29 protein-coding genes are annotated in these 26,194 nt (G+C 68.1%); 21 read left to right on the forward strand and 8 right to left on the reverse strand.

What is annotated here, in order from left to right:
- Positions 1-17: 17 nt before the first annotated feature.
- Positions 18-953, reverse strand: coding sequence for a hypothetical protein (locus P8A18_RS20120; RefSeq protein WP_306056365.1), 936 nt, complete (start codon positions 951-953; stop codon positions 18-20).
- An 11-nt stretch (positions 954-964) separates the two neighbouring features.
- Positions 965-1,474 carry a SigE family RNA polymerase sigma factor gene (locus P8A18_RS20125; RefSeq protein WP_306056366.1) on the reverse strand — a complete coding sequence of 170 codons (510 nt, stop codon included), beginning with the start codon at positions 1,472-1,474 and terminating at the stop codon, positions 965-967.
- A gap of 137 nt (positions 1,475-1,611) precedes the next feature.
- Here P8A18_RS20125 and P8A18_RS20130 point away from each other — a divergent pair, with 137 nt between their 5' ends.
- Together P8A18_RS20130 and P8A18_RS20135 are read left to right on the forward strand one after the other, a co-directional pair.
- Positions 1,612-2,304 carry a demethylmenaquinone methyltransferase gene (locus tag P8A18_RS20130; protein ID WP_306056368.1) on the forward strand — a complete coding sequence of 231 codons (693 nt, stop codon included), beginning with the start codon at positions 1,612-1,614 and terminating at the stop codon, positions 2,302-2,304.
- 261 nt (positions 2,305-2,565) lie between these two features.
- Positions 2,566-4,209 carry a zinc ribbon domain-containing protein gene (locus P8A18_RS20135; protein WP_306056370.1) on the forward strand — a complete coding sequence of 548 codons (1,644 nt, stop codon included), beginning with the start codon at positions 2,566-2,568 and terminating at the stop codon, positions 4,207-4,209.
- 12 nt (positions 4,210-4,221) lie between these two features.
- Here P8A18_RS20135 and P8A18_RS20140 read toward each other — a convergent pair whose 3' ends face one another.
- Positions 4,222-4,746, reverse strand: coding sequence for a GNAT family N-acetyltransferase (locus P8A18_RS20140; protein WP_306056372.1), 525 nt, complete (start codon positions 4,744-4,746; stop codon positions 4,222-4,224).
- A 98-nt stretch (positions 4,747-4,844) separates the two neighbouring features.
- Between P8A18_RS20140 and P8A18_RS20145 the strand changes: the two genes are divergently transcribed.
- The 6 genes from P8A18_RS20145 to P8A18_RS20170 all read left to right on the forward strand — a co-directional run bounded on the left by P8A18_RS20145 (position 4,845) and on the right by P8A18_RS20170 (position 9,037).
- On the forward strand, positions 4,845-6,128 hold the full coding sequence (locus tag P8A18_RS20145) for a geranylgeranyl reductase family protein (protein WP_306056373.1): 1,284 nt from the start codon (positions 4,845-4,847) through the stop codon (positions 6,126-6,128).
- 206 nt (positions 6,129-6,334) lie between these two features.
- Positions 6,335-6,541 (forward strand): hypothetical protein, encoded by a 207-nt coding sequence (locus tag P8A18_RS20150; protein WP_306056375.1) that lies wholly within the window; start codon positions 6,335-6,337, stop codon positions 6,539-6,541.
- Positions 6,525-7,049, forward strand: a complete 525-nt coding sequence (locus tag P8A18_RS20155; protein WP_306056377.1) for a DUF6879 family protein — start codon at positions 6,525-6,527, stop codon at positions 7,047-7,049. The genes P8A18_RS20150 and P8A18_RS20155 overlap by 17 nt, the downstream gene beginning before the upstream one ends.
- Positions 7,033-7,869, forward strand: a complete 837-nt coding sequence (locus tag P8A18_RS20160; protein ID WP_306056379.1) for a Scr1 family TA system antitoxin-like transcriptional regulator — start codon at positions 7,033-7,035, stop codon at positions 7,867-7,869. The genes P8A18_RS20155 and P8A18_RS20160 overlap by 17 nt, the downstream gene beginning before the upstream one ends.
- Before the next feature lie 353 nt (positions 7,870-8,222).
- Positions 8,223-8,840 (forward strand): transposase family protein, encoded by a 618-nt coding sequence (locus tag P8A18_RS34325; RefSeq protein ID WP_371933697.1) that lies wholly within the window; start codon positions 8,223-8,225, stop codon positions 8,838-8,840.
- The gene (locus P8A18_RS20170) at positions 8,834-9,037 is read left to right on the forward strand and encodes a hypothetical protein (RefSeq protein ID WP_306056382.1); all 204 of its coding nucleotides are present in this window, start codon (positions 8,834-8,836) and stop codon (positions 9,035-9,037) included. The genes P8A18_RS34325 and P8A18_RS20170 overlap by 7 nt, the downstream gene beginning before the upstream one ends.
- Positions 9,038-9,106: 69 nt before the next feature.
- Here the strand turns inward: P8A18_RS20170 and P8A18_RS20175 are convergent, their stop codons facing one another.
- The 4 genes from P8A18_RS20175 to P8A18_RS34330 all read right to left on the reverse strand — a co-directional run bounded on the left by P8A18_RS20175 (position 9,107) and on the right by P8A18_RS34330 (position 12,020).
- Positions 9,107-10,633: a pentapeptide repeat-containing protein gene (locus P8A18_RS20175; RefSeq protein WP_306056384.1), complete on the reverse strand. Its 1,527-nt coding sequence runs from the start codon at positions 10,631-10,633 to the stop codon at positions 9,107-9,109.
- On the reverse strand, positions 10,620-10,982 hold the full coding sequence (locus tag P8A18_RS20180) for an effector-associated constant component EACC1 (RefSeq protein ID WP_306056386.1): 363 nt from the start codon (positions 10,980-10,982) through the stop codon (positions 10,620-10,622). Before P8A18_RS20180 ends, P8A18_RS20175 begins: the two co-directional genes overlap by 14 nt.
- A 223-nt stretch (positions 10,983-11,205) precedes the next feature.
- A complete protein-coding gene (locus P8A18_RS20185; protein ID WP_306056382.1) occupies positions 11,206-11,409 on the reverse strand; it encodes a hypothetical protein in 204 nt (67 codons plus the stop codon).
- Positions 11,403-12,020 (reverse strand): transposase family protein, encoded by a 618-nt coding sequence (locus P8A18_RS34330; protein ID WP_371933697.1) that lies wholly within the window; start codon positions 12,018-12,020, stop codon positions 11,403-11,405. Before P8A18_RS34330 ends, P8A18_RS20185 begins: the two co-directional genes overlap by 7 nt.
- A gap of 221 nt (positions 12,021-12,241) precedes the next feature.
- Between P8A18_RS34330 and P8A18_RS20195 the strand changes: the two genes are divergently transcribed.
- Both P8A18_RS20195 and P8A18_RS20200 read left to right on the forward strand, forming a co-directional pair.
- On the forward strand, positions 12,242-12,616 hold the full coding sequence (locus P8A18_RS20195; protein ID WP_306056388.1) for a glycine-rich domain-containing protein: 375 nt from the start codon (positions 12,242-12,244) through the stop codon (positions 12,614-12,616).
- A gap of 67 nt (positions 12,617-12,683) precedes the next feature.
- Positions 12,684-13,328 (forward strand): class I SAM-dependent methyltransferase, encoded by a 645-nt coding sequence (locus P8A18_RS20200; protein ID WP_306056389.1) that lies wholly within the window; start codon positions 12,684-12,686, stop codon positions 13,326-13,328.
- A 346-nt stretch (positions 13,329-13,674) separates the two neighbouring features.
- Here P8A18_RS20200 and P8A18_RS20205 read toward each other — a convergent pair whose 3' ends face one another.
- Positions 13,675-14,508: a C40 family peptidase gene (locus P8A18_RS20205; protein ID WP_306056391.1), complete on the reverse strand. Its 834-nt coding sequence runs from the start codon at positions 14,506-14,508 to the stop codon at positions 13,675-13,677.
- 792 nt (positions 14,509-15,300) lie between these two features.
- On the opposite strand from P8A18_RS20205, the gene P8A18_RS20210 reads away from it, so the two are divergent.
- Genes P8A18_RS20210 through nuoK form a run of 11 tightly spaced genes read left to right on the forward strand, consistent with a single transcriptional unit; the run spans position 15,301 to position 26,189 of the window.
- A complete protein-coding gene (locus tag P8A18_RS20210; protein ID WP_003992243.1) occupies positions 15,301-15,660 on the forward strand; it encodes an NADH-quinone oxidoreductase subunit A in 360 nt (119 codons plus the stop codon).
- 18 nt (positions 15,661-15,678) lie between these two features.
- A complete protein-coding gene (locus tag P8A18_RS20215) occupies positions 15,679-16,233 on the forward strand; it encodes a NuoB/complex I 20 kDa subunit family protein (protein ID WP_018553506.1) in 555 nt (184 codons plus the stop codon).
- A complete protein-coding gene (locus P8A18_RS20220) occupies positions 16,230-16,940 on the forward strand; it encodes an NADH-quinone oxidoreductase subunit C (RefSeq protein WP_306056393.1) in 711 nt (236 codons plus the stop codon). The genes P8A18_RS20215 and P8A18_RS20220 overlap by 4 nt, the downstream gene beginning before the upstream one ends.
- The gene (locus P8A18_RS20225; RefSeq protein WP_306056395.1) at positions 16,940-18,262 is read left to right on the forward strand and encodes an NADH-quinone oxidoreductase subunit D; all 1,323 of its coding nucleotides are present in this window, start codon (positions 16,940-16,942) and stop codon (positions 18,260-18,262) included. The genes P8A18_RS20220 and P8A18_RS20225 overlap by 1 nt, the downstream gene beginning before the upstream one ends.
- A gap of 29 nt (positions 18,263-18,291) precedes the next feature.
- A complete protein-coding gene (gene nuoE, locus P8A18_RS20230; RefSeq protein WP_306061030.1) occupies positions 18,292-19,107 on the forward strand; it encodes an NADH-quinone oxidoreductase subunit NuoE in 816 nt (271 codons plus the stop codon).
- Positions 19,107-20,471 (forward strand): NADH-quinone oxidoreductase subunit NuoF, encoded by a 1,365-nt coding sequence (gene nuoF, locus P8A18_RS20235; protein ID WP_306056397.1) that lies wholly within the window; start codon positions 19,107-19,109, stop codon positions 20,469-20,471. The genes nuoE and nuoF overlap by 1 nt, the downstream gene beginning before the upstream one ends.
- Entirely contained in the window at positions 20,468-22,975 is a 2,508-nt protein-coding gene (locus P8A18_RS20240) for an NADH-quinone oxidoreductase subunit G (RefSeq protein ID WP_306056399.1), read from the forward strand. Before nuoF ends, P8A18_RS20240 begins: the two co-directional genes overlap by 4 nt.
- Positions 22,972-24,375, forward strand: coding sequence for an NADH-quinone oxidoreductase subunit NuoH (gene nuoH / locus P8A18_RS20245; protein ID WP_306056401.1), 1,404 nt, complete (start codon positions 22,972-22,974; stop codon positions 24,373-24,375). The genes P8A18_RS20240 and nuoH overlap by 4 nt, the downstream gene beginning before the upstream one ends.
- On the forward strand, positions 24,368-25,069 hold the full coding sequence (nuoI, locus tag P8A18_RS20250; RefSeq protein WP_306056403.1) for an NADH-quinone oxidoreductase subunit NuoI: 702 nt from the start codon (positions 24,368-24,370) through the stop codon (positions 25,067-25,069). Before nuoH ends, nuoI begins: the two co-directional genes overlap by 8 nt.
- Positions 25,066-25,893, forward strand: coding sequence for an NADH-quinone oxidoreductase subunit J (locus tag P8A18_RS20255; protein ID WP_306056405.1), 828 nt, complete (start codon positions 25,066-25,068; stop codon positions 25,891-25,893). The genes nuoI and P8A18_RS20255 overlap by 4 nt, the downstream gene beginning before the upstream one ends.
- Positions 25,890-26,189 (forward strand): NADH-quinone oxidoreductase subunit NuoK, encoded by a 300-nt coding sequence (gene nuoK, locus P8A18_RS20260; RefSeq protein ID WP_306056406.1) that lies wholly within the window; start codon positions 25,890-25,892, stop codon positions 26,187-26,189. The genes P8A18_RS20255 and nuoK overlap by 4 nt, the downstream gene beginning before the upstream one ends.
- Positions 26,190-26,194: the final 5 nt, after the last annotated feature.

Below are 26,194 nucleotides of genomic sequence, written 5' to 3' on the forward strand. Positions count from 1 at the left end.
GCCGGCCCCTTCTTCTCTCAGCCGCCACGGATGGCACCGTCCTTCTCCTCCATCGGACGGCTGTCCGCGTACGCCACCAGCTCCAGGAACCGGGCGTCGGCGGCGACCGCGAGCAGTTGGTCCGCGCTGACGGGGGCCGACACCATCGTGGCGTCGTCACCCGTGACGGCGAGCCTCACGGCGCTGTCGCGGTAGTCGAAGGTGACATCGACGCCGGTGATGGTCTGCGAGCCCCGCGAGTTCCCCACAGCGGTCACCGCACGGGCCTTGAGACCGCCCGGCAGCATCGCCTGCTTGCACTGGAAACCCTTCACCGGGTTGTCGCGGCAGGGCGGCGGCTCGGGCCCCTCACCCCCATCGCCCCGGCGGCGCACGGAGAGGACGACCGGGAAGGTGCTGCCGTCCTCGGCCGTCTGGTACCGGCTGACGGCGAGGTCGACCGGGCGGACCGTGCCGAGGCCCCGGGGCAGCAGCTCGTCGAGCAGGCGGGCCACCTTCTGCTGGAAGCTCTCCTGCCGGGCCCGTTCGGCGGCGGGCAGGTCCGCCATGGACGACTCGCCGGGGCTCGGTTCGACGTGCACGGGAGGACGGACGGCCCGTGGGGCCTCAGTGGCCGTGGGCGGGGTGGCCTCGGTGGCCGTGGGCGGGGTGGCCTCGGTGGCCCGTGCGGCGGCCGACCAGCTCCGCGCCGGCCGCGCGGCCCCGCCCTCGTCCGCGCCCCACAGCGGCAGGGTCGCGGAGAACACGCCCAGGGCGACCACGGCGCTCACCCCGGCCCCGATGGCCGCCCGCGCGCGGGTCCGGCGGCTGCGGCCCTGCGCCACGGCGGCGGGCACCAGGTCGGGCAGCGGGGGCGCCCCCTCGGCCGCCCGCTCCATGGCCACCCTGACCAGCGGCACCCCGTCCTCCCCGGCGGTCTCCCCGCCCGAGGAGCTGTCCGTAAACGTGTCCACGACGTATCTCCTCAGCTTCGGGTGGTGTAGAGGTGCGCGTCGCCCAGGCGGGCGCGCAGCGTCGCCAGTGAGCGCGAGCACTGGCTCTTGACGGTGGACGGGCTGCACCGCAGCAGCCCGGCGACGGTCTCCACGCTCAGGTCCTCCCAGTACCGCAGCACGACCATCGCCCGTGCCCGCGGCGGCAGTTCGGCGAGCGCGGCCAGCAGCGTGACCGTCAGCTCGGGAACCGCGGCGGGCACGGGCGCGGCTATCGGCGTGTGGGCGAGGAGGTCGCGCAGCCTGCGGCGGCGCTCGGCGATGTAGGTGCGGGTCAGCACGGTCCGGGCGTAGGCGTCCGGATGGTCGGCGGCGCTCGCCCGGTGCCAGTGCTGGAACAGCTTCGCCAGCGTCGTCTGGGTCAGATCGCGGGCGGCCTCGGCGTCACCGCAGAGCAGATACGCGGTGCGGTAGAGCCTGCGCTGACCGGCGCGGGCGAATTCCTCGAAGCCGTCGGCCCCCCGGCTGGCTCCTGCGGACATCTGCCTCCCTTTCCGGTCCTTCGGTGGTGTTCCCCCTTGAGTACTGAGTGCCGTCGCGCCGGAAAGGTTGAAGCCGGGCCGGCATGGGCGGGCGTCCGCCGCGAGGACGCCGGGACCGGGCTGCTTGAATGGGTGGCGTGACCCGAGCATCCCTGGACAAGCAGCCGCACGAAGTCGCCTCGATGTTCGACGACGTGGCGGCGAACTACGACCTCACCAACGACGTGCTCTCGCTCGGCCAGGCCCGGCTGTGGCGCAAGGAGGTCGCCAGGGCGGTGGACGCGCGGCCCGCGCAGAAGGTGCTCGACCTGGCGGCCGGGACGGCGACGTCCTCGCTGCCGTTCGCCGCGACCGGTGCGTACGTCGTGCCGTGCGACTTCTCCATCGGGATGCTCCGCGAGGGCAAGAGGCGCAATTCCTGGCTGCCCTTCACCGCCGGCGACGCCACGAAACTCCCGTTCCGCGACGAGACCTTCGACGCGGTGACGATCTCCTTCGGGCTGCGCAACGTCCAGGACACGGACGCGGCGCTCCGCGAGCTGTACCGGGTGACGAAGCCGGGTGGCCGGGTCGTCATCTGTGAGTTCTCCCAGCCGGTCTGGACGCCGTTCAGGACCGTCTACACCGAGTACCTGATGCGCGCCCTGCCGCCGGTCGCGCGCACGGTGTCGTCCAACCCCGACGCGTACGTCTACCTCGCCGAGTCGATCCGCGCCTGGCCCGACCAGCCCGGACTGGCCAGGAAGCTCCAGCGGGCCGGCTGGTCCCAGGTCGCCTGGCGCAACCTCACCGGGGGCGTGGTGGCCCTGCACCGGGGCGTGCGCGACTGACGCTCCGGGCGCGGTCGCGGGGCGCCCGCGGAAGCGGTGGTACGCATTCCGCGCGGCGGCTCACCGAGGGCGCGCACGGCGGCTCTCCGAGGAGGCACGGGGCGGCTCTCCGAGGAGGCGCGGGGTACCGAAAGCGGTTGCGCGTATTCCGAGTTGACGGGAACCGGTGGGCGGGGAAGATGTGTCGTTGATACGGCACGCGTCTTCCCCGTTCCCGTGTGTCACCGTTTCGCTCGCCACCGTCCCCGTTGCGGAGCCCTCATGCCGTCGTACTGCCCGTTTTGTGGAACCCAGGCGCCGGACACGGCGCTCTTCTGCATGAAATGCGGGCGCGAGCGCCCGCAGGCCCCGGCGGCGCCGCCCCCGCAGCCCGCCGCGCCCCCGCCCCCGGCCGCCGCACCGCCCGCCGGCTCCCCGCCGCCCGGTGCGCCGCAGTTCGCGGCGGGGCCCGGTTCCCCGCCGCCGCCCGGGTACGCGCCGATACCGGCCGCTCCGCCGGGCCCCTCGCCGCTCGGGCTCTTCTTCGGCCGGGTGGTGCGCGGTGACTGGGCGGGCTCGGTGCGGGCCGCCCTCTGGCCGACCGGGCTGATGCTGGGCCTCGGGGTGGCGCTGGCCATTCCGAAATACGGGCAGGGCGACGAGGACTACGTCGGCCTCGTCGACCGGCTGCGCATCGCGCTCGCCATGCTGCTCCAGGCGGTCGGCGGCGGCTTCGAGGTACGGGCCGCCACGCAGGGCGGCATGAACACCGGCGGCTACGGGGGCGGTTCGGCGTACGGCGACACCTACGGCGACTTCGACCCGGGCGGCGGCCAGGGCCACGTCACGCTCTCGCTGATCCCGCTCACCGTCACCGTCCTGTGGATCGGCGCGCTGATCCTGGGCGCTCGGGCCGTCCGAAGACAGGGCGCCGGCCTGGAAGCGGCGGTACGCATCAGCGCCGTGACCGCCGCGGCCGTCCTGGTCCTCGGGCTCTACGCCCAGCCCGAGATCGAGGGTGTCGAGGTGCACTCCTCACCGGTCCTGGCCGCCCTCGGCGCCTTCCTCATCGCCCTCGTGACAACCGCCGCCGTCCTGCAACGCGACGTCGCCGCGCGCTGGCTGGCCGCCCGCCCGGCCGCGCAGAGCCTCGTACGCGCCGCCGGAACCGCGGTCCGCGCGCTCGGTGTCGTCCTGCTGCTGTGCGCCCTGGTCGGGTTCATCAGCTACGCCAACATGGACGGCGTCCACGGCAAGGGTCTGCTGGTCGCCCTGCCGCTGCTGCCCAACATCGCGCTGCTGGTGCTCTCGGTGAGCTGGGGCGGGACCGTGGACTACGACCTGAGCGGGCAGGCGGACTACTTCGGCTCCGGCGGGGACCACGGCGCCTTCGGCCTCGGTGACCTCGGCGACAGCGTGGGCGGCTGGGCCGTGACCGGGGCCCTGGCCACCGGCCTCGTCAGCGCCCTCGTCGTCGGCCTGCTCGCCGCCCGCCGCTCGGCCGACCGGCGCGAACAGTTCACCGCGGGCGGCCTGTTCCTGCTCGGGTTCCTGGTGCTGACCGGGATGTGCGGCCTCTTGTGGGAGGTCTCCGGCGGTGTCTCCGACCTCGGCGGCCGGGGCACGATGGAGATCGCCCCGGCCGTCGCGGACGCGCTGCTGTTCGGGCTGCTGTGGGTGGGCGGCGCGGTGCTCGTCGGGCCGTACCTGCTGCGGATGACGGGGCGCGGCGGCCCGGGTGGCGGCCTCACCCAGGGCGGCGCGTACCCGAAGCCGAGCCCGTACGGTCTGCAGACCCCGTACGGCCCGCCGCCGGGCACGCCGTACAACCCGCCGCCCGGCGCCACGCCCCCGCCGGGCACCCCGTACAACCCGCCGCCCGGCGCCACGCCCCCGCCGGGCCCGTACAACCCGCCGCAGGGCTGACCGCGGTCCCGCTCACGTGCCGAGGTCCAGGCGGAAGCACCGCACCTCCTGGCCCGGCACGTTCGTGGTGAAGGTCTCCGCCGGTTCCATCCCGAGCCGGCGGGCCACCGCCACGGACCGCTCGTTCAGCACATCGACGGCCGCGACGACCCGTTCGACCCCCGCCGCGCGCAGCCGCTCCAGCGTGAGCCGCGCGGCCGCGGTCGCGTAACCACGGCCCCAGGCCGCCCGGGTCAGCCGCCAGCCGATCTCTGTCTCGCCCACCGGGCCGTACGCGCTCTGCGCCCACGGCTGGGCCCCGGTGAAGCCGACGACCTCGCCCTCCCCGTCGAGCACGGTCCACAGGCAGTAGCCGAGCTCGGCGTCGTGTCTGCGCTGTCTGGCGGTCCACTCCTCGTACATCGACAGTTCGTCCGGCCGTCCGCCGAAGAACCGCATCACCTCCGGATCGTCGAAGGCGCGATGCCAGGCCACCGCGTCCTCGTCGGTCGGGACACGCAGCTGTATGACGGGAGGTGCGGCAGGCGCGATCGACATCAGGCAGCCCTTCGGGAGGATGATCAGCAGGCCCCCATAGACTGCCTTGGACCTGTGCCGCGCGGCACGTGAATTCGAGTTCTTCGGGAGAGCCGACCGTGACCGAGCCCCTGTCCGAACACAGCGCGGACGTCATCGTCGTCGGGGCGGGCCCAGCCGGCTCCACGACTGCCTACTACCTCGCCAAGGCCGGGCTCGACGTCCTCCTTCTGGAGAAGACCGCGTTCCCCCGCGAGAAGGTCTGCGGCGACGGCCTCACGCCGCGCGCCACCAAGCAGCTCGTCTCCATGGGGATCGACATCTCCGAAGAGGCCGGCTGGCTGCGCAACAAGGGCCTGCGCATCATCGGCGGCGGGGTCCGGCTCCAGCTGGACTGGCCGGATCTCGCCTCCTACCCGGACTACGGACTCGTCCGCAAGCGCGACGACTTCGACGAGCAGCTGGCCCGCCAGGCGCAGAAGGCCGGCGCCCGGCTGCACGAGCGGTGCAACGTCGGCGCGCCGATCACCGACGAGCGCACCGGCCGGATCACCGGGGTGCACGCGAAGCTCGGCGAGGAGAAGACCCCGGTCACCTTCCACGCCCCGCTCGTCGTCGCCGCCGACGGCAACTCCACCCGGCTCTCCCTCGCGATGGGCCTGCACCGCCGCGAGGACCGCCCGATGGGCGTCGCGGTCCGCACGTACTTCACCTCGCCCCGGCACGACGACGACTACCTGGAATCCTGGCTGGAGCTGTGGGACCGCAGAGGCCCGCAGGAGAAGCTGCTGCCCGGCTACGGCTGGATCTTCGGCATGGGCGACGGCACCTCCAACGTCGGCCTCGGCATCCTCAACTCCTCGTCCGCCTTCAAGGAGCTGGACTGGCGCGAGGTCCTCAAGGCGTGGTGCGCGTCCATGCCGGCGGACTGGGGCTACACCCCGGAGAACATGACGATGCCGATCCGCGGCGCCGCCCTCCCGATGGCCTTCAACCGCCAGCCGCACTACACCAAGGGCCTGCTCCTGGTCGGCGACGCGGGCGGCATGGTCAACCCGTTCAACGGCGAGGGCATCGCGTACGCCATGGAGTCGGGCCAGATCGCGGCCGACGTCATCGTCCAGGCACACGCCCGCGCGACCCCGGCCCAGCGGGAACTGGCGCTGAGCAACTACCCGAAGGTGCTCAAGGAGACCTACGGCGGCTACTACACGATGGGCCGCGCCTTCGTGAAGCTGATCGGCAACCCGAAGGTCATGAAGGTCGCCACCCAGCGCGGCCTGACCCACCCGCTGCTGATGAGGTTCACCCTGAAGATGCTCGCCAACCTCACCGACCCGGCGGGCGGCGACGCGATGGACCGCATCATCAACGGCCTGGCGAAGGTGGCACCCAGCTCCTGACCCCGTTCACCAACGAAGGAGCCGTCACTCCCGAGCGGGCGAGCGACGGCCCCTTCGCGGTGTGCCGGGCTTCAGGAAGTTCATGTCCTCCGGAGCTGTTTATGCAATGACGCGCATAGTCGCGTCCCTGCATGGACGTACTCCCGCCCCGTTCCTACTGTCGTGACAAGTGGCCCGCAGGGGCCGCCGGCAGGGGGTTCGTAGCTATGGCTCGCGAGGAACTGACCCGACTCACCGGCAACGGAAACGGGAACTGCAACAATGACGACTGCCCGAACGTCTACCGAGCCTCTGACGGCTCCATCGTGGTTCAGGGAGACACTGACTTAACCTTCCGGCCTCCGACCGGTGAAGGTCTCGTTCGCATCCCTGAGAGCGTCCTGAGGGAGGCTGTTCGTGCTCTTGGATGGTGAGGACTGGACCGCCAGGGTTCAGGGCTTCAAACAGGAGGCATGGCGGCTTGAGACGCTTCCCTGGTACAGGGTTCCGGGCGAGGACGGAGATATCCGGGACTTCCTGGCAGGGCAGCGAATCGACCCTCGGAGCTATTGTTCCGGCTACACGGAGGGCTTGCAGAAGATCAGGGCGGAGGGGCGGTCCAAGGGGCGCGTTCACATCGTCAGGCAGCCCCTCACGGACTATCTCCGATTCGAGTTCATGTACTACGAGGTCCACTCCCTGGCCGGGGACGACATCCGGATCCTGGACGTGACCGATCGCCCCGACCCCCTTGAGGGGGTTCAGGACTTCTGGCTGTTCGATAGGTCGGAAGTGGTCCTCATGAACTACGCGGGTGACGGCACGCAGATCAGTCGGGAGCTGTACGAGGGCGACCCGACTCCGTACATCGAATACCAGAGGATCGCCCTCGCGGAATCAGTGCCGTTCAGGGAGTACGTCAGCGGTGGCTATCGAGCCTGATGAGCTGGACCGGTCGGGACGTGAACTCGCGGCCATGCTCAAGCACCTTCGCAAGCAAGCCGGACTCTCAGGGGTCCGGCTTGCCGCGCGTTGCAACATGTCTCAATCCAAGATCAGTCGAATTGAGAGCAACAAGGGACGCCCATCCCTCCTGGATGTCGAGCAGATCCTTCGGGGTCTCGACGCTCCCCCGGCCGTCTCGGCCGAAGCGATGGCTATAGCCCGAATCGCACAGACGGAGTGGCAGGACGGAAGGACGCTCCGAAGGAAGGGTCTGGACAAGAAACAGTTGCAGCTGGCCGGACTTGAGGCGTCCTCCAAGAGGTTCCGATACTTCCTTCTCTCCATGGTTACCGGACTCCTGGCCACGCCTGAATACGTTCGTGCCAGTCTGGCCCAGGCGCCCCCGGAGCAGCAGGCCAAAGCCGTAGCAATGAAGCTGGAGCGACAGAAGGTTCTGTTTGATCGCTCCAAAAAATTCACGTTCATCCTCACCGAGCAAGCTGTTAGGTACCCGCTCGTTCCCCCTCACGAGTTGGCCATGCAAATTGACCGGCTCGCATCCTTCACTCGCCAGTCAAATATTCAATTGGGCGTAATTCCGATGGGAGTTCACTTCACTTCCGGGTCCTTGAATACGTTCACCATCTATGACGACACTTTGGCGACGGCTGAACTGGATCTGGGTGCTATTGTTTTCCGCGACAACCGGGATGTCCAGGACCTGATTATCCGGTTCACCTCTTATGAGGAACACGCCATATTCGGGGATGGCGCCAGGGAGCGTCTGCAAGCCTGGGCCGAAGACTGCCGCAGGTGATCTTTAATCAACAACGTGAATAATTCGTCGGATCGCTCCGTAATTCGGGGATCATCTCTCCCGCCACGAATTACCGGAGGCGAGACGGCATGGCAGCACTGGCGAAATTGCGGGAGCGCGTAGCCCCTGAGACCCGCGCCTCCGTCACCCGAGCACGACCACGTGAAGGGAACCACTGATGGCAACTGTGGTACAGGTCCAGGGGTATTGCATGGTCGAGGTTGGTCCGGTTCGCCCGGTTTATGTGTGCCGCGACGTCATGTCCGGTGTGTGGTGAGGGCACCCGGACAGCAGAGCAGGCACGGTGCTGGTGATCATGTGGTTGTCGAGACCCATGAGAACCGAGCGAGACCATGCCTGCCCGAACATCATCGCCCATCCCCGCCGCGCTGGGGCAACTGGGCTCCCAGACTGTCGCCGTTGTCCCGGACGACGTCGCTGACCTGCGCCGATTCCTGATCCATGTCACCGATCCCCGCGATGCGCGAGGGCGGAGATATCCGGCCCTCGCGTTGTTGTGCGCGGCCGTCGCGGCGGTGCTGGCCGGGGCCCGGTCGCTCATCGCGGTCAGCGAATGGATCACGGATGCCCCGCAGTCGGTGCTGGACGTCCTCGGCTTCGGCCACGACCCGTTCACGGGCTCGCGGCCGGTGCCGCACGCCGTCACCGTGCGACGCCTGCTGCACCGCGTCGATTCTGACGCACTGGACGCGGCGATCACCGCATATCTGCAGGCCAGAACGGTGCCTGAGCCTGTGCCGGAGGGGAATCGCCCGGCGCGACGGGTCATCGCGGTCGACGGCAAGGTGGTTCGCGGATCGCGCGCCAGGACGGCCCGCGGCGATCCAGTTGCCGGCCGCGATGGAGCACCACGTCGTGGTCCTGGCCCAGCGGCAGGTCGCCCCAGAGCAACGAGATCCCCTCGTTCCGGCCCCTGCTGGACCCCCTCGGCCTGGAGAACGCCGTGCTGAACACCGACGCCCTGCACACCCAGCACGGTCACGGCAGCTACCTGATCAGCCGCAGTGCCCACTACGCAGCCGTCATCAAGAAGAACCACCCCGGCCTGTCAGCGTCTTCCGCCAGGACGGCCAGACCAACATCGCCGCCGCCCTCCGCCACGCCGGCCGCGACTACCACCGGCCCCTACACGCCCTCGCTCACCTGACGAACCCGGACAGACCTCGAACACGCAATGACCCTGGGTACGTGAGGGCTCCGCAGCACAGCTGGCTTATTAATCAGGGGCATACGGACCGAAGCTTCCAACAAAAACTTCCTTTTCTCCCCATGCCCTGAATGTCATGCCAGTCTTTACAGCTCTATCGGCCCCTCTTATTCTTGTTATGTTCGCAAATTCGAGATTCGCCTTGATCAGTTTTGCTCCCCCTAGCCAAGAATGTGACAAGTTGGCAGCAATGAGACTGGCGTCACTCAGATCTGTCAAAGAGAGGTGTGCATGGCTCAAATCCGCATCTCTCAGGATGGAACCCGAAAGGTTTGTCCCTGTGAGGTCTGCTCCGACAAGTTTTGCATCGCGAAGGTTGGTGCTCCGGAGGTTAACGTCAGAAAGGTTGCAGTTGTATAGCATTGCTTTGCGCAGGCTTGGTTGGTATATGCTCCAAGACTCTGCATTCCCCTGTGGGAGCAGACGTCTCTCGGCTATGATTTTTACGACTTCTTGCCTGTACAAGCATTCAGGATGGATGACCTGAGCATCGTAGGCAGCCGATGATCTGTACGGCTGAGCAACGAAGCCGACTGGGTACGGAGAACGTAGAGATATGATCAAGGCGTCGATGCACAATTGAACTCTGGGGTCACGACGATTGGCGCCGAAGTCGGCACGTTCTGAGAGCTCGTCTGCAATTAGCGCGATTTGCTTAGCGTAAATAATCCTGCGCGAGGCATCGTTCTGCACGTCGCACATGATATTCATCGCATTCTCGAAACGGGTCTGCGAGTTATTTGGCCACGACGGGGCTCTGGGTTTGGAGTAATTTGGGTTACGTGCGAGAGAAACGCGGCTCCCGAGGCCGCCTCCGCTGGCCCGCGGTACGGGATACGTGTCATCAAAGGAGCGTTCCTTGCGCGCCCTGATTCTTAGTTCATTAAATATGACGTCCATCGTGAGGTACTCGTGACCAACCGAGGAACCCTTGCGCATAACGTCAATCAGATCTCCCGTGAAGGAGGTGCATCCCTCCCTTCCTTCGGCTAGCGCAAGCGGACTCTTTGTGTCGGTCGCAGTTAATACGTAACTCCCTTCTATCTCTGGAATTATCACTACTTCTGGGTCCAACAAAGGCTTCCCCAGGGTGGCTCTTCCGTGCGCAATTCCGCTGTAGCAGCAGTCGAGAATTACAACCTTGCTTGCGGCGGCGGAGTCAATCATCAAGCCTTTGATGAAATCATACCTAATGTTGGGCGATGCCTCCCTCTCCAGCATGATGGAATTCTTGACGGTGAGTGCCAGAGAGTTGTCTTTCAGGCTCACTCCATGACCGACAAAATAGAATAGGAGCATACCTCCTGTGGCTTCACTTCCCGCAGTTCTGAGTATTCTTCCAACTTCCAGAGCGTCCACTGGATCATCTATCACATAGATGTGTGTGTCGCTCAGTCCAGTCAAGCTTCTGAGGCTTTCTGCGAGAGCGTCGAGACTCCTCTTAACCGAAGGATTACTCTCGTACCCGGAATCCTTGATGTAGTTGGCGGTCCCAACCAGAACTGCCCTCGACCTAGCTGGGTCAGGAAGGCCCACGTGAACCACTGGATGCAATCTCCATAAGTTTGGCCATCACCTCTTTGGGGATTTTTCCATCAATTACAAGAGCATCCTTTCCTTCGTTCATGGTAATTTCTATCCTGCCTGGCTTTCGGGTGTTGATCCACGCCAACAAACACCGGTTAAAAGCTGCGACGCTACCTGCGCCAGAGAGTGACATGATCAATGTCTCTGTAATCCCCAGGCGTCCGGGAGCAGGGGCGTGTGGCTCCAGTTGCATGCTCTCAGTGGAGAGTCCGTCGTCATCACGAAAGAGCCTGTACAGCTCGCGCAACTCCTCGGTGTCGTTATCGGAGTCGCTGATTCCGATTTCGAATCGCGCCATCCATGAACCTCCGCGACTTCTGAGAGCTGTTAAGCCTAGTCTGACAGTCAGTCGGCTGCGAGGCCAGACTCGCACCGGTCCTGGCTGGCGCCGCCCATGACATCCGCAGCCCGCGAAAACGGCATCGTCGACGCCCTCACCAAGGTCGTCATCCAGTGCTGGCGGACAATGGAGACCAGGGGGTCGGCAGGGTCATTGCGTGTTCGAGGTCTGTCCGGGTTCGTCAGGTGAGCGAGGGCGTGTAGGGGCCGGTGGTAGTCGCGGCCGGCGTGGCGGAGGGCGGCGGCGATGTTGGTCTGGCCGTCCTGGCGGAAGACGCTGACAGGCCGGGGTGGTTCTTCTTGATGACGGCTGCGTAGTGGGCACTGCGGCTGATCAGGTAGCTGCCGTGACCGTGCTGGGTGTGCAGGGCGTCGGTGTTCAGCACGGCGTTCTCCAGGCCGAGGGGGTCCAGCAGGGGCCGGAACGAGGGGATCTCGTTGCTCTGGGGCGACCTGCCGCTGGGCCAGGACCACGACGTGGTGCTCCATCGCGGCCGGCAACTGGATCGCCGCGGGCCGTCCTGGCGCGCGATCCGCGAACCACCTTGCCGTCGACCGCGATGACCCGTCGCGCCGGGCGATTCCCCTCCGGCACAGGCTCAGGCACCGTTCTGGCCTGCAGATATGCGGTGATCGCCGCGTCCAGTGCGTCAGAATCGACGCGGTGCAGCAGGCGTCGCACGGTGACGGCGTGCGGCACCGGCCGCGAGCCCGTGAACGGGTCGTGGCCGAAGCCGAGGACGTCCAGCACCGACTGCGGGGCATCCGTGATCCATTCGCTGACCGCGATGAGCGACCGGGCCCCGGCCAGCACCGCCGCGACGGCCGCGCACAACAACGCGAGGGCCGGATATCTCCGCCCTCGCGCATCGCGGGGATCGGTGACATGGATCAGGAATCGGCGCAGGTCAGCGACGTCGTCCGGGACAACGGCGACAGTCTGGGAGCCCAGTTGCCCCAGCGCGGCGGGGATGGGCGATGATGTTCGGGCAGGCATGGTCTCGCTCGGTTCTCATGGGTCTCGACAACCACATGATCACCAGCACCGTGCCTGCTCTGCTGTCCGGGTGCCCTCACCACACACCGGACATGACGTCGCGGCACACATAAACCGGGCGAACCGGACCAACCTCGACCATGCAATACCCCTGGGTGCAGGCCCGAGACCCTCGGAACTGCGTCCCCACCCAGGTGTGGGACCGGGAAGTCCGACTCATCATGCGGGACCACGCCATGGAGCGTGAACTCGCCGAGCGCACCTTCGGCCAGGCCGTCGCCTACTTGGTGACCTCGGCCGAGCGCCCCGAGACCCGCATGGGGCCCTCCCCTGCCGTGGATCTGGGTGTCCACTCGTTCGTGCTCGACTCGATGAACTACATGGCGTTCTGCGACCAGCACGCGGGACGCTACATCCACCACGTTCCGCACCTGCCCGGAGAGGGCACGCAGGGGCCGCCCGAGCTGGGGGACACAACCAAGGCCATCAGGACCACCGGCTTCGAGATCGACCCGGAGCTGTGGACCATGGAGGGCGCCGCCGACTGCTCCCAGTGTCACGCCGGGTGCACGGACAGCCCCAACAGCGGGAAGTAACACCGCACGGACTGGGACAACTCCCCTTGGAGGCGAGGGGAGTTGTCACCATGAGGAAAGGTTCTGCATGGAGGTCGTCGAAGCCTGGGAGCGGTACGCCCAAGGGCGGATGCCACGGAGGGAAACCAATGCCTCCGGGGCCGCGACGTGGCTGAACTGGACGCAGTACCCCGACCACGGCCCCGACGAATCGATCCTCGGAGAGTTGCGGGGCCGGACCGTTCTGGAACTGGGCTGCGGTACCGGCTGCAACCTCGCCCACCTCACCACGCTCGGGGCCGACTGCACCGGCGTGGACATCGCACCCAGCCAGCGCGGGAAGGCCGTGGCCCGATGGGGCCGCCTCCCCGGTCTGGCCTTTCACACGGCCGAGGTGACCGACTACCTGACCCACACCGAGGGCTCCTTCGATGTGGTCCTGTCCATCTTCGGGCCCGTCTGGTTCACGGATCCCGAACAGCTTCTTCCTCTGATCCACAAGAGGCTTTCCCCTGGTGGCGTACTGGCCTTCTCCCACAAGCCCCCAACGGCCGGCACTCGGCCTGTCGGCACTCTGAGAGAGGCCAGGGCAGTGACGAGGTGGGACTACAGCCCGGAGGAATGGTCGAGGCTTCTGGCCTCTTCCGGATACTCGAACCTCAAAGCCGAGGTCATCCCTCCCCCTGGAGGAGAAGACGCAGGAACCCTGCTGGTGAGGGCCTATGCCTATTGATCAGGGTCTCGTGAGTCTCTGATCAACGGGAGCGCCTTCACGGGAGCGGGTCGGGACGAGTGGCTGGGGCCGTCGGGTGTACGGCATGGGCCGTCCTGCGCTCGGTGAGTGGTACGAGCGTTGTTCGCGCCCCGGTTCACAAGCGCACGCGGGCGGTGTCCGGCAGGTGTGCGATGTCCGTGGCGGCCGGCGGGGTGGTGGCGCTTTTGGGTGGTTCCGCTGGAAGCGGGCCACGGCGGCGGGTACTGCGGGAAACGCCGCAGGGCCGTCGCTCCCGAGCGGGGGAGCGGCGGCCCTGCGACGTGCGCCGAGGCGCTTGTGAATCCGTGAACGCGGCCGGTGCTTCTCAGAGGACGCGGACCGCGCCCGTCGGCATGTCGTAGCTCAGCGGGCGCTGCACCACACCGGTCGAGGAGTTCTGCGCACCGACGAACTGGCCGCCGCCCACGTAGATCCCGACGTGGTACGCGCTGCCCGCGCTGCCCCAGTACAGGATGTCGCCCGGCTGGAGGTTGCTCAGCGAGACCTGGGTGCCGGCGGTCGACTGGCTCTGCGAGACGCGCGGCAGGTCGATGCCCACCGTGCGGAACGCGGCCTGGACGAGGCCGGAGCAGTCCCAGGAGTTGGGGCCGGTGCCGCCCGGCACGTACGCGTCGCCGACCTGCGCCTGCGCGAACGAGACGATGGAGGCGGCGGAGCCGGTGGCGTTGGAGGAGTACGACGTCGTGGTGGCGGCCGTGGAGCCGGACGACGAGGTGCTCGTGGTGGTCTGGAGCGTGGTGCGCGCGGCGGCGCGGGAGGCGCGCTCGGCGGCCTCCGCCTTGGCCTTCGCGGCGGCTTCGGCCTTCTTCTTGGCCTCGGCCTTGCGGACCGCCTCGGCCTTGGCCTTCTTGGCGTCCTTGGCGGCGGTGGTGGCCGCGGCTTCCTCGTGGGCCTGTGTCTCCAGGTCCAGGGCGACCTGCTGCGTGGCCTCGGCGGAGGCCGCGACGGTGGTGGAGAGTCCCGCCGTGATGGTGGGCATCTCGATCGTCTGGGTCACCGGCTCGGCGTTGGCCGGCCCGGCGGCACCCGCGACCGCGATGGTGCTGAGGACGCCACCGGCAACTCCGGCTCGCAGCGCCGACGTGGAGGCGTTTCGGCGGGGCTTCCGGTGGCTGGGTATGAGAGCGGTGTGGGACATGGGTACTAGCGCTATCAGGGCTCCCGGGGATCCATCAAGAAACGTGTGTTGCGACACAGTTACGTCCGGAATCTGTGAATCCGCTTTCTGAGGGCCTTTATTGACGCCGTAACGGGCAAAACGGGCACCCGCGATCATGGCTGTGATCACGGGTTTTCTGCAATACGCCCGAATTGCCCGTCACTTACCATCCGTTCACACGGTTGGCCAAGCCCGCTTGTATAACGGCTGATGCCGAGTGACGCAGGTCACAGCATGGTCTCGCCATGACGGGCATACGAGTGCTCCGCGCGAGCGATGGGGTGCCGGTGCCGAACTCGCGGCGCGCGGTGGGTGATTGGCGAGATAGATGACATATGTCGGAGTGTGTCCACTTCGTTCCATGCGGACCCTCTCGCGGGTGAGGCCCTCCGTCCGCGCTCCGGGCGCAGAGTGGGGCAGATCCCTTTATCACCCCATCGTGTCCATCTCCAATTTTGCGCGTGACGCCGTGGCTTGATAGAGCGACACCCCTTTGACCAGCGGTAACGGCATTGGATGTCACGTCTCGTGATCACTCGGCCGCTTCGTGTACGAAGATCACCGCTCATCCGACTTCATGATCGTTCGTCAGGTGGTGGAGATCACAAAGACGTTGTCGTACCCCGTGTCGCAGATCACAGGACGGCGGGCATAGGATGCGGGGCAGTCGGGCTTGTGAACTGCCTCACATGTGCACGATCTTGGTGAGGTGGCGAGCCAGGTCGCCCGATGCGGTCCAACGGTCAAGGACGACTGGAAGGAGCGAGGAGCGTGAATGCCTACGCGCCCATCCTCGTGCTCGGCGCCCTCGGGGCAGGGTTTGCGATCTTCTCCGTGGTCATGGCCACGCTTATCGGCCCCAAGCGGTACAACCGGGCAAAGCTCGAAGCGTACGAGTGCGGTATCGAACCGACACCCACTCCGGCCGGAGGCGGCCGCTTCCCCATCAAGTACTACCTGACGGCGATGCTCTTCATCGTCTTCGACATCGAGATCGTCTTCCTCTATCCCTGGGCGGTCACCTTCGACGCCCTGGGGATCTTCGGGCTCGTGGAGATGCTGCTCTTCGTGCTCACCGTCTTCGTCGCCTACGCGTATGTGTGGCGTCGCGGCGGCCTGGAATGGGACTGAGGGGCTGAGGGGCACACCATGGGACTCGAAGAGAAGCTGCCGAGCGGCTTCGTTCTGACGACTGTCGAGCAGGCGGCCGGCTGGGTGCGGAAGTCCTCCGTCTTCCCGGCCACCTTCGGCCTCGCCTGCTGCGCCATCGAGATGATGACGACCGGGGCGGGCCGCTACGACCTGGCCCGGTTCGGCATGGAGGTCTTCCGCGGCTCGCCGCGGCAGGCGGACCTGATGATCGTGGCCGGGCGGGTGAGCCAGAAGATGGCGCCCGTCCTGCGGCAGGTCTACGACCAGATGCCCAACCCCAAGTGGGTCATCTCCATGGGCGTTTGCGCGTCATCGGGCGGAATGTTCAACAATTACGCCATTGTTCAGGGTGTTGATCATATTGTCCCGGTTGATATTTATTTGCCGGGCTGCCCGCCGCGGCCCGAGATGCTGATGGACGCGATCCTCAAGCTGCACCAGAAGATCCAGGGCTCCAAGCTCGGGGTCAACGCGCAGGAGGCCGCCCGCGAGGCGGAGGAGGCGGCCCTCAACGCACTGCCCCTGATCGAGATGAAGGGGCTGCTGCGATGAGCGACGAGCACAACGGCTCCGCCGTTCCCGCCCCGCGCGACGAGCACGGCGAGGTCATCGGCGTACGCCGGGGGATGTTCGGCGCCGACAACGGCGGCGACACCTCCGGCTACGGCGGCCTCATCCGTACCGTCGCCCTGCCCGGCTCCTCCTCGCGGCCGTACGGCGGCTGGTTCGACGAGGTCGCCGACGAACTCGAAGGCGCCCTGGAGGAACAGGGCCTCGTCCCCGAGAACACCATCGAGAAGACCGTCGTCGACCGGGGCGAACTCACCTTCCACATCGCCCGCGAGCACCTGCCGACCGTCGCCAGGACCCTGCGCGACGACCCGGCCCTGCGCTTCGAGCTCTGTACGGGGGTGAGCGGCGTCCACTTCCCCGGCGACAAGGGCCGGGAGCTGCACGCCGTCTACCACCTGCGCTCGATCACCCACGGCCGGCTCATCCGGCTGGAGGTCTCCACGCCGGACGACGACCGGCACATCCCGTCCCTGGTCGCGGTGTACCCGACCAACGACTGGCACGAGCGCGAGGCGTACGACTTCTTCGGGCTCGTCTTCGACGGGCACCCCGCCCTCACCCGGATCATGATGCCGGACGACTGGCAGGGCTTCCCGCAGCGCAAGGACTACCCGCTCGGCGGCATCCCCGTCGAGTACAAGGGCGCCCAGATCCCGGCTCCGGACCAGCGGAGGTCGTACTCCTGATGACCACTCCCCAAGCAACACCCAGGGCAACGACCGAGGGGACTGTATATACGGTCACCGGAGGCGACTGGGACGAGGTCGTCGAGACGGCGGCCAAGTCCGACGACGAGCGCATCATCGTCAACATGGGCCCCCAGCACCCGTCCACGCACGGCGTGCTCCGGCTGATCCTGGAGATCGACGGCGAGACCGTCACCGAGGCCCGCTGCGGCATCGGCTACCTCCACACCGGCATCGAGAAGAACCTCGAATACCGCAGCTGGACGCAGGGCACCACCTTCGTCACGCGCATGGACTACCTGACGCCGTTCTTCAACGAGACGGCCTACTGCCTGGGCGTCGAGAAGCTCCTCGGCATCGAGGACCAGATTCCCGACCGGGCCACCGTCCTGCGCGTGCTCCTGATGGAGCTCAACCGGCTCTCCTCGCACCTGGTGTGCATCGCCACCGGCGGCATGGAGCTCGGCGCCACCACGATCATGATCTACGGCTTCCGCGACCGGGAGCTGGTGCTCGACCTCTTCGAGCTGATCACCGGCCTGCGCATGAACCACGCGTTCGTCCGCCCCGGCGGCCTCGCCCAGGACCTGCCCCCGGGCGCGGTCGACCAGCTGCGCGAGTTCGTGAAGACCATGAAGAAGAACCTGCCGGAGTACGACAAGCTCGCCACCGGCAACCCCATCTTCAAGGCCCGTATGCAGGACGTCGGCTACCTCGACCTCACCGGCTGCATGGCGCTCGGCGCCACCGGCCCGATCCTGCGCTCCGCCGGACTCCCGCACGACCTGCGCAAGACCGACCCCTACTGCGGGTACGAGAACTACGAGTTCGACGTCCCCACGGCGGACAGCTGCGACTCCTACGGCCGCTTCCTCATCCGCCTGGAGGAGATGCGCCAGTCGCTGCGCATCATCGAGCAGTGCATCGACCGGCTCGAACCCGGCCCGGTCATGGTCGCCGACAAGAAGATCGCCTGGCCCGCGCAGCTCGCGCTCGGCCCGGACGGCCTCGGCAACTCGCTGGACCACATCAAGAAGATCATGGGCACCTCCATGGAGGCCCTGATCCACCACTTCAAGCTGGTGACCGAGGGCTTCCGGGTCCCCGCCGGACAGGCGTACACCGCCGTCGAGTCCCCCAAGGGCGAACTCGGCGTGCACGTCGTCTCCGACGGCGGAACCCGCCCCTACCGGGTCCACTTCCGCGACCCGTCCTTCACCAACCTCCAGGCCATGGCGGCGATGTGCGAGGGCGGCCAGGTCGCCGACGTCATCGTCGCCGTCGCATCCATCGACCCCGTGATGGGAGGCGTCGACCGGTGACCGAAGCACGTAGCGAAGTCAGTCTGGGGATGCCGCAGCTCCCCGCCCCCGCCTACCCGGCCGAGGTGCGCGCCAGGCTCGAAGCGGATGCGAAGGAGGTGATCGCCCGCTACCCCGGCAGCCGCTCCGCGCTCCTGCCGCTGCTGCACCTCGTGCAGTCCGAGGAGGGGTACGTCTCCCGTACGGGCATGGCGTTCTGCGCCGAGCTGCTCGGCCTCACCACCGCCGAGGTCACCGCGGTCGCCACCTTCTACACGATGTACCGGCGCAAGCCGAGCGGCGACTACCAGGTCGGCGTCTGCACCAACACGCTCTGCGCGGTGATGGGCGGCGACGCGATCTTCGACAGGCTCAAGGAGCACCTCGGCGTCGGCAACGACGAGACGACCGAGGACGGCAAGGTCACCCTCGAACACATCGAGTGCAACGCCGCCTGCGACTTCGCGCCCGTCGTGATGGTCAACTGGGAGTTCTTCGACAACCAGACGCCCGAGAGCGCGACGCAGCTCGTCGACGACCTGATCGCCGGCCGCACCGTCGAACCCACCCGCGGCGCCCCGCTCTGCACGTACAAGGACACCGCCCGCATCCTGGCCGGCTTCCCCGACGAGCGCCCCGGCGCCGTCGCGGCGACCGGCGGCGCGGGCCCCGCCTCGCTGATCGGCCTCAAGCTCGCCAAGGGCGAGGCCGCGCCGCAGGCCCGCGTGGTCGGCCCGCGCGGCGAGGCCCCGCGCGACGAACCGCAGAAGGGCGCCGAGCACCTCAGCTCCCACGACGCGCCGCAGCAGACCTCGGCATCCGACCCGGACAACCCGGCAGGACCCGTAGCCGAGGAGGGGGAGTGATGACGTTGGCCGCCGAAATCGACCAGAACGGGACCAGCCCCGAGAAGCTTCTCGCACCTGTCCTGTCCGCCTTCTGGGACCAGCCGGATTCCTGGACCCTGGACACCTACCGCCGCCACGACGGGTACGAGGGACTGCGCAAGGCCCTCGCCATGTCCCCGGACGACCTCATCGCGTACGTCAAGGACTCCGGTCTGCGCGGACGCGGCGGCGCAGGCTTCCCCACCGGGATGAAGTGGCAGTTCATCCCGCAGGGCGACGGCAAGCCGCACTACCTGGTGGTCAACGCCGACGAGTCGGAGCCGGGGACCTGCAAGGACATCCCGCTCCTCTTCGCCAACCCGCACAGCCTCATCGAAGGCATCGTGATCGCCAGCTACGCGATCCGCTGCTCGCACGCCTTCATCTACCTGCGCGGCGAGGTCGTCCCCGTCCTGCGCAGGCTGCACGAGGCCGTCCGCGAGGCGTACGAGGCGGGCTACCTCGGCAAGGACGTCCTGGGCTCCGGGCTCGATCTGGAGCTCACCGTGCACGCGGGCGCCGGCGCGTACATCTGTGGTGAGGAGACCGCACTCCTCGACTCGCTCGAAGGACGGCGCGGCCAGCCCCGGCTGCGGCCCCCCTTCCCCGCCATCGCCGGTCTCTACGCCTGCCCCACCGTGGTGAACAACGTCGAGTCCATCGCCTCGGTTCCCGCGATCCTGAACAAGGGCAAGGACTGGTTCAAGTCGATGGGCAGCGAGAAGTCCCCGGGCTTCACGCTCTACTCGCTCAGCGGCCACGTCGCGGGCCCCGGCCAGTACGAGGCCCCGCTCGGCATCACGCTGCGCCAGCTCCTCGACATGAGCGGCGGCATCCGCCCCGGCCACCGCCTGAAGTTCTGGACCCCGGGCGGCTCCTCCACCCCGATGTTCACCGAGGAGCACCTCGACGTGCCCCTCGACTACGAGGGCGTCGGGGCGGCCGGATCCATGCTCGGCACCAAGGCGCTCCAGTGCTTCGACGAGACGACCTGCGTGGTGCGGGCCGTCACCCGCTGGACCGAGTTCTACGCGCACGAGTCCTGCGGCAAGTGCACACCCTGCCGCGAAGGGACGTACTGGCTCGTCCAGTTGCTGCGCGACATCGAGGCCGGCAAGGGCCGGATGTCCGACCTCGACAAGCTGAACGACATCGCCGACAACATCAACGGCAAGTCGTTCTGCGCCCTCGGCGACGGCGCCGCCTCGCCGATCTTCTCCTCGCTGAAGTACTTCCGCGAGGAGTACGAGCAGCACATCACCGGCAAGGGCTGCCCCTTCGATCCCGCCAGGTCGACCCTCTGGGCCGACGACAAGAACGCACCCCAGGGGGTGAACGCATGACAGTCACCACGAGTGCGCCCTCCGGGGGCGGCGAAGCGGCGATCCCGCCCGAGGACCTGGTCACGCTGACCATCGACGGCATCGAGATCAGCGTGCCCAAGGGCACCCTGGTCATCCGCGCCGCCGAACTCCTCGGCATCGAGATCCCGCGCTTCTGCGACCACCCCCTCCTCGACCCGGCCGGCGCCTGCCGCCAGTGCATCGTCGAGGTCGAGGGCCAGCGCAAGCCGATGGCGTCCTGCACCATCACCTGCACCGACGGCATGGTCGTCAAGTCGCAGATCACCTCGCCGGTCGCCGACAAGGCGCAGCGCGGCGTGATGGAGCTGCTGCTCATCAACCACCCGCTGGACTGCCCGGTCTGCGACAAGGGCGGCGAGTGCCCGCTCCAGAACCAGGCGATGTCGCACGGCGACGCGACCTCCCGCTTCGACGGGAAGAAGCGGACGTACGAGAAGCCCGTCCCGATCTCCACCCAGGTGCTGCTGGACCGCGAGCGGTGCGTGCTGTGCGCGCGCTGCACCCGGTTCTCCAACCAGGTGGCGGGCGACCCGATGATCGAGCTGATCGAGCGCGGCGCGCTCCAGCAGGTCGGCACCGGCGAGGGCGACCCGTTCGAGTCGTACTTCTCCGGCAACACCATCCAGATCTGCCCGGTCGGCGCGCTGACCTCGGCGGCGTACCGATTCCGTTCCCGCCCCTTCGACCTGGTGTCGACGCCCTCGGTGTGCGAGCACTGCGCCGGGGGCTGCGCCACCCGCACCGACCACCGGCGCGGCAAGGTCATGCGGCGCCTCGCCGCCAACGACCCCGAGGTCAACGAGGAGTGGCTCTGCGACAAGGGCCGCTTCGGCTTCCGCTACGCCCAGCAGCGCGACCGGCTCACCACCCCGCTGGTGCGGGGCGAGTCCGGCGAGCTGGAACCGGCGAGCTGGCCCGAGGCGCTGGCCGCGGCGGCCGAGGGGCTGGCCGGGGCGCGCGGCAGGACCGGTGTCCTGACCGGCGGCCGGCTGACCGTCGAGGACGCCTACGCGTACGCCAAGTTCGCCCGGGTCGCCCTGGACACCAACGACATCGACTTCCGGGCCCGGGTCCACAGCGGCGAGGAGGCCGACTTCCTGGCCGCCCGGGTCGCGGGGCGCGGCAAGGATCTGGACGGCGGCGGTGTCACGTACACCTCGCTGGAGAAGGCGCCGACCGTGCTGCTGGTCGGCTTCGAGTCGGAGGAGGAGGCGCCCGGCGTCTTCCTGCGGCTGCGCAAGGCCCACCGCAAGGGCGGGCAGCGCACCTTCGCCGTCGCCTCGCACGCCACCCGCGGCCTGGAGAAGGCGGGCGGCACGCTGCTGCCCGCCGCCCCCGGTACGGAGACGGAGTGGCTGGACGCCATCGCGGGCGGTGTCGGCCTGGACGGCGACGGTGCCGTGGCGGCCGAGGCGCTGCGCGGTGAGGGCGCGCTGATCGTGGTCGGTGAGCGGCTGGCCGGGGTGCCCGGCGGGCTGACCGCCGCGGTACGGGCGGCGACCGCGACCGGGGCGCGCCTGGTGTGGATTCCGCGCCGGGCGGGCGAGCGCGGTGCGGTGGAGGCGGGCGCGCTTCCGTCGCTGCTGCCCGGCGGCCGCCCCGCCACCGACCCGCGGGCCCGCGACGAGGTCGCGGCAGCCTGGGGCGTCGCCGAACTCCCGTCCCGCTTCGGCCGCGACACCGGCCAGATCATCGAGGCCGCGGCCACCGGTGAGCTGGGCGCGCTGCTCGTCGGCGGCGTCGGGACCGAGGACCTGCCCGATCCGGCGCGGGCCCTGGAGGCCCTGGACCGGGTCGGCTTCCTGGTCTCGCTGGAGCTGCGGCCCAGCGAGGTCACCGACCGCGCCGATGTGGTGCTCCCGGTCGCCGCGGTCGCCGAGAAGTCCGGCACCTTCCTCAACTGGGAGGGCAGGGCGCGGATGTTCGAGGCCGCGCTGAAGCCCGAGCAGATGACCCGGAACCTGGCGCCGGGCGATGCCCGGGTGCTGCACATGCTGGCGGATGCCCTTGACGTCCACTTCGCGCTGCCGGACCTGAAGGCCGCCCGCCGCGAGCTGGACCGGCTCGGCGGCTGGCAGGGCGGGTACGCGGACGAGCCGCGCGCCTCGGCGCAGCCGCTGCCCCGGCCCGGTGACGGCGAGGCGGTCCTCGCGGGCCACCGGATGCTGCTCGACCTGGGCCGGCTCCAGGAGGGCGACACCGCGCTGGCCGGGACCCGGCACGAGGCGGTGGCCCGGCTCTCCGCCACCACCGCGGCCGAGACCGGCGTCAAGGACGGTGACCTGCTGGCCGTCTCCGGCCCCGCGGGCAGCGTCGAACTCCCGCTCCGGGTCACCGACATGCCGGACCGCGTGGTCTGGGTGCCGCTGAACTCCGTCGGGCGGGGCGTGCCGGTCACGACCGGGGCCCGCCCCGGCGGCCTGGTCCGGATCGGCCCCGCCGCTCCCGGTACTCCCGACGTCACACCGGAGGTGCGGGCGTGACCGCCTTCGCTCAACTGGCCGCAGGACCGCACAGCGCGGTGCTCGCCGCCGAGGACCTGTCGATGTTCGGCAACGACCCCTGGTGGCTCGTCGTCGTCAAGGCCGTCTTCTGCTTCGCGTTCCTGATGGTGACCGTGCTGTTCTCCATCGTGTGGGAGCGCAAGGTCGTCGCCTGGATGCAGCTGCGCATCGGCCCCAACCGGCACGGCCCCTGGGGCATGCTCCAGTCGCTCGCCGACGGCATCAAGCTGATGCTGAAGGAAGACGTCATCGTCAAGCGGGCGGACAAGGTCGTCTACGTCCTCGCCCCGATCATCGCCGCGATCCCGGCGTTCATGGCGATCGCGGTGATCCCCTTCGGCCCGTCCGGCAACGAGGTCTCGATCTTCGGCCACCGTACGGCGATGCAGCTCACCGACCTGCCGATCGCGATGCTGTACATCCTCGCGGTCGCCTCGGTCGGGATCTACGGCATCGTGCTGGCCGGCTGGTCCTCCGGATCGACGTACCCGCTGCTCGGCGGACTCCGCTCCTGCGCGCAGATGATCTCGTACGAGATCGCGATGGGTGCCGCGTTCGCCTCGGTCTTCCTCTACTCCGGGTCGATGTCGACCTCGAAGATCGTGGAGGCGCAGGAGGACCGCTGGTTCGTCATCCTGCTGCCGGTCTCCTTCATCATCTACATCGTCACGATGGTCGGCGAGACCAACCGCGCCCCGTTCGACATGCCGGAGTCCGAGGGCGACCTCGTGGGCGGCTTCAACACCGAGTACTCGTCGATCAAGTTCGCGATGTTCATGCTCGCCGAGTACGTCAACATGGTGACGGTCTCGGCGGTCTCGGTGACCCTGTTCCTGGGCGGCTGGCGGGCCCCGTGGCCGGTCAGCACCTTCTGGGAGGGCGCGAACCACGGCTGGTGGCCGATGCTCTGGTTCGTCCTCAAGGTCCAGCTGCTGCTGTTCTTCTTCATCTGGCTGCGCGGCACGCTGCCCCGCGTCCGCTACGACCAGCTGATGAAGCTGGGCTGGAAGGTCCTGATCCCGGTCTCCGTCGTCTGGCTGATGCTGGTCGCGACGGTGCGGGCGCTGCGCAACGAGGGCCACGACTTCTCGAAGATCCTGCTCTATGTGGCCGGGGCCGTGATCGCGGTCCTGCTGATCTCGTTCGTGGTCGACATCTTCCGCGACAAGAAGGAGAAGGCCGCGGCCGCCGAGGCGGGCCCGGAACCGGCGTTCGACCCGATGGCGGGCGGATTCCCGGTGCCGCCGCTGCCCGGACAGACCCTGCCGCCCGTGCCGCGGCGCAGGCCGCGCCGCGAGCGGGAGCTCGTCGTCAGTGGTGGCGTGGATACTCAGAGTGACGGAAATCCGAGTGACGGAAAGGAGGCCGACGGTGTCTGAACTGCCTGATTCGCCGGGGTCCAAGAGGCCGGCGGAGTCCACCGGGCCGACGGGGTCGACGGCGTCCTCGCAGTCCTCCCAGTCCTCGGAGGACAAGTTCCTGAATCCGGTGGCCGGCTTCGGCGTGACCTTCAAGGCCATGTTCAAGAAGCGGCTCACCGAGCAGTATCCGGAGACGCCGAAGGTGACGGCGCCCCGCTTCCACGGCCGCCATCAGCTCAACCGCCATCCGGACGGCCTGGAGAAGTGCGTCGGCTGCGAGCTGTGCGCCTGGGCCTGTCCGGCGGACGCGATCTACGTGGAGGGCGCGGACAACACCGAGGAGGAGCGCTACTCCCCGGGCGAGCGCTACGGCCGCGTCTACCAGATCAACTACGCGCGCTGCATCCTCTGCGGACTGTGCATCGAGGCGTGCCCGACCAGGGCGCTCACGATGACCAATGAGTTCGAGCTCGCCAACACCACCCGCGAGAGCCTCATCTACACCAAGGACGAGCTGCTCGCGGGCCTGGAGGAAGGCATGGTCGACAGCCCGCACGCGATCTTCCCCGGCACGGACGAACAGGACTACTACCAGGGCCTGGTCACCGAGGCCGCCCCCGGTACGGAGCGCCAGCTCGCCGTCTCCAAGGGCGAGAAGCCGTCCGACGAGGCCGGCGAGAACAACGGCGCCACGCAGGAGGTGGACGCATGACCGGCCTGGCCGCAGCGGCCTCACAGACCTCGACCGGCGAGGCCTTCCAGTTCTGGGTGCTCGGCACGGTCGCCGTGATCGGCGCCCTGTCCACCGTGCTGATGAAGAGGGCCGTGCACAGCGCGCTGAGCCTCGCCGGGACGATGATCATCCTGGCGGTGTTCTACCTCGCCAACGGCGCCTACTTCCTCGGCATCGTGCAGATCGTCGTCTACACCGGCGCGATCATGATGCTGTTCCTCTTCGTGGTCATGCTCGTCGGTGTCACGGCGGCGGACTCGCTGAAGGAGACCATCAAGGGCCAGCGCTGGCTGGCCGCCGGATGCGGCATCGGCTTCGGCATCCTGCTGATTGCCGGAATCGGCAACGCCTCGCTGACGAGTTTCAACGGCCTGGGCACCGCCAACGCCGTGCACGGCGGAAACGTGGAGGGGCTGGCCAGCCTCATCTTCACCAAGTACGTCTTCGCCTTCGAGATCACCGGCGCCCTGCTGATCACCGCGACCGTCGGCGCGATGGTGCTCACGCACCGCGAGCGCACCGAACGGGCCAAGACCCAGCGGGAGATGTCCGAGGAGCGCGTGCGCGGACAGCACCTCCCGCCGCTGCCCGCCCCCGGCGTCTACGCCCGGCACAACGCGGTCAACATCGCGGGCATGCTCCCCGACGGCACCCCGTCCGAACTCACCGTCATGCAGACGCTGCGCAAGCGCGGCCAGATGCGCGATGTGTCCCACGAATCACTGGCCGGCCTCAAGGCACTGGAGCAGCGCTCCGGTGAGCGGCTCGGCCGGGACACCGAAGAAGAGGAGGTCGCCAAGTGAATCCGGTCAACTACCTCTATCTCGCCGCCCTGCTGTTCACCATCGGCGCGGCCGGGGTGCTGATCCGGCGGAACGCGATCGTGGTGTTCATGTGCGTGGAGCTGATGCTCAACGCCTGCAACCTCGCGTTCGTCACCTTCTCCCGTATGCACGGCAACCTCGACGGCCAGATCATCGCCTTCTTCACGATGGTCGTCGCTGCCGCGGAGGTCGTGGTCGGGCTCGCGATCATCGTGTCGTTGTTCCGTTCCCGCCACTCGGCCTCGGTCGACGACCCCAGCCTGATGAAGCTGTAGAGGGG

It is taken from the genome of Streptomyces sp. Mut1, assembly GCF_030719295.1.
GTDB lineage: Bacteria > Actinomycetota > Actinomycetes > Streptomycetales > Streptomycetaceae > Streptomyces > Streptomyces castrisilvae.

Excerpts from the sequence above, each read along its gene's own strand:
- nuoF (WP_306056397.1), top strand. The coding sequence starts at position 19,107 with ATGACGTTGGCCGCCGAAATCGACCAGAACGGGACCAGCCCCGAGAAG.
- P8A18_RS20140 (WP_306056372.1), bottom strand. The coding sequence starts at position 4,746 with ATGTCGATCGCGCCTGCCGCACCTCCCGTCATACAGCTGCGTGTCCCG.
- nuoE (WP_306061030.1), top strand. The coding sequence starts at position 18,292 with ATGCCGCAGCTCCCCGCCCCCGCCTACCCGGCCGAGGTGCGCGCCAGG.
- P8A18_RS20205 (WP_306056391.1), bottom strand. The coding sequence starts at position 14,508 with ATGTCCCACACCGCTCTCATACCCAGCCACCGGAAGCCCCGCCGAAAC.
- P8A18_RS20255 (WP_306056405.1), top strand. The coding sequence starts at position 25,066 with ATGACCGGCCTGGCCGCAGCGGCCTCACAGACCTCGACCGGCGAGGCC.
- P8A18_RS20200 (WP_306056389.1), top strand. The coding sequence starts at position 12,684 with ATGGAGGTCGTCGAAGCCTGGGAGCGGTACGCCCAAGGGCGGATGCCA.
- P8A18_RS20150 (WP_306056375.1), top strand. The coding sequence starts at position 6,335 with ATGGCTCGCGAGGAACTGACCCGACTCACCGGCAACGGAAACGGGAAC.
- P8A18_RS34325 (WP_371933697.1), top strand. The coding sequence starts at position 8,223 with ATGCCTGCCCGAACATCATCGCCCATCCCCGCCGCGCTGGGGCAACTG.
- P8A18_RS20220 (WP_306056393.1), top strand. The coding sequence starts at position 16,230 with ATGAGCGACGAGCACAACGGCTCCGCCGTTCCCGCCCCGCGCGACGAG.
- P8A18_RS20240 (WP_306056399.1), top strand. The coding sequence starts at position 20,468 with ATGACAGTCACCACGAGTGCGCCCTCCGGGGGCGGCGAAGCGGCGATC.
- P8A18_RS20180 (WP_306056386.1), bottom strand. The coding sequence starts at position 10,982 with ATGGCGCGATTCGAAATCGGAATCAGCGACTCCGATAACGACACCGAG.
- P8A18_RS34330 (WP_371933697.1), bottom strand. The coding sequence starts at position 12,020 with ATGCCTGCCCGAACATCATCGCCCATCCCCGCCGCGCTGGGGCAACTG.
- P8A18_RS20225 (WP_306056395.1), top strand. The coding sequence starts at position 16,940 with ATGACCACTCCCCAAGCAACACCCAGGGCAACGACCGAGGGGACTGTA.
- P8A18_RS20125 (WP_306056366.1), bottom strand. The coding sequence starts at position 1,474 with ATGTCCGCAGGAGCCAGCCGGGGGGCCGACGGCTTCGAGGAATTCGCC.
- P8A18_RS20135 (WP_306056370.1), top strand. The coding sequence starts at position 2,566 with ATGCCGTCGTACTGCCCGTTTTGTGGAACCCAGGCGCCGGACACGGCG.
- P8A18_RS20215 (WP_018553506.1), top strand. The coding sequence starts at position 15,679 with ATGGGACTCGAAGAGAAGCTGCCGAGCGGCTTCGTTCTGACGACTGTC.
- P8A18_RS20195 (WP_306056388.1), top strand. The coding sequence starts at position 12,242 with ATGCGGGACCACGCCATGGAGCGTGAACTCGCCGAGCGCACCTTCGGC.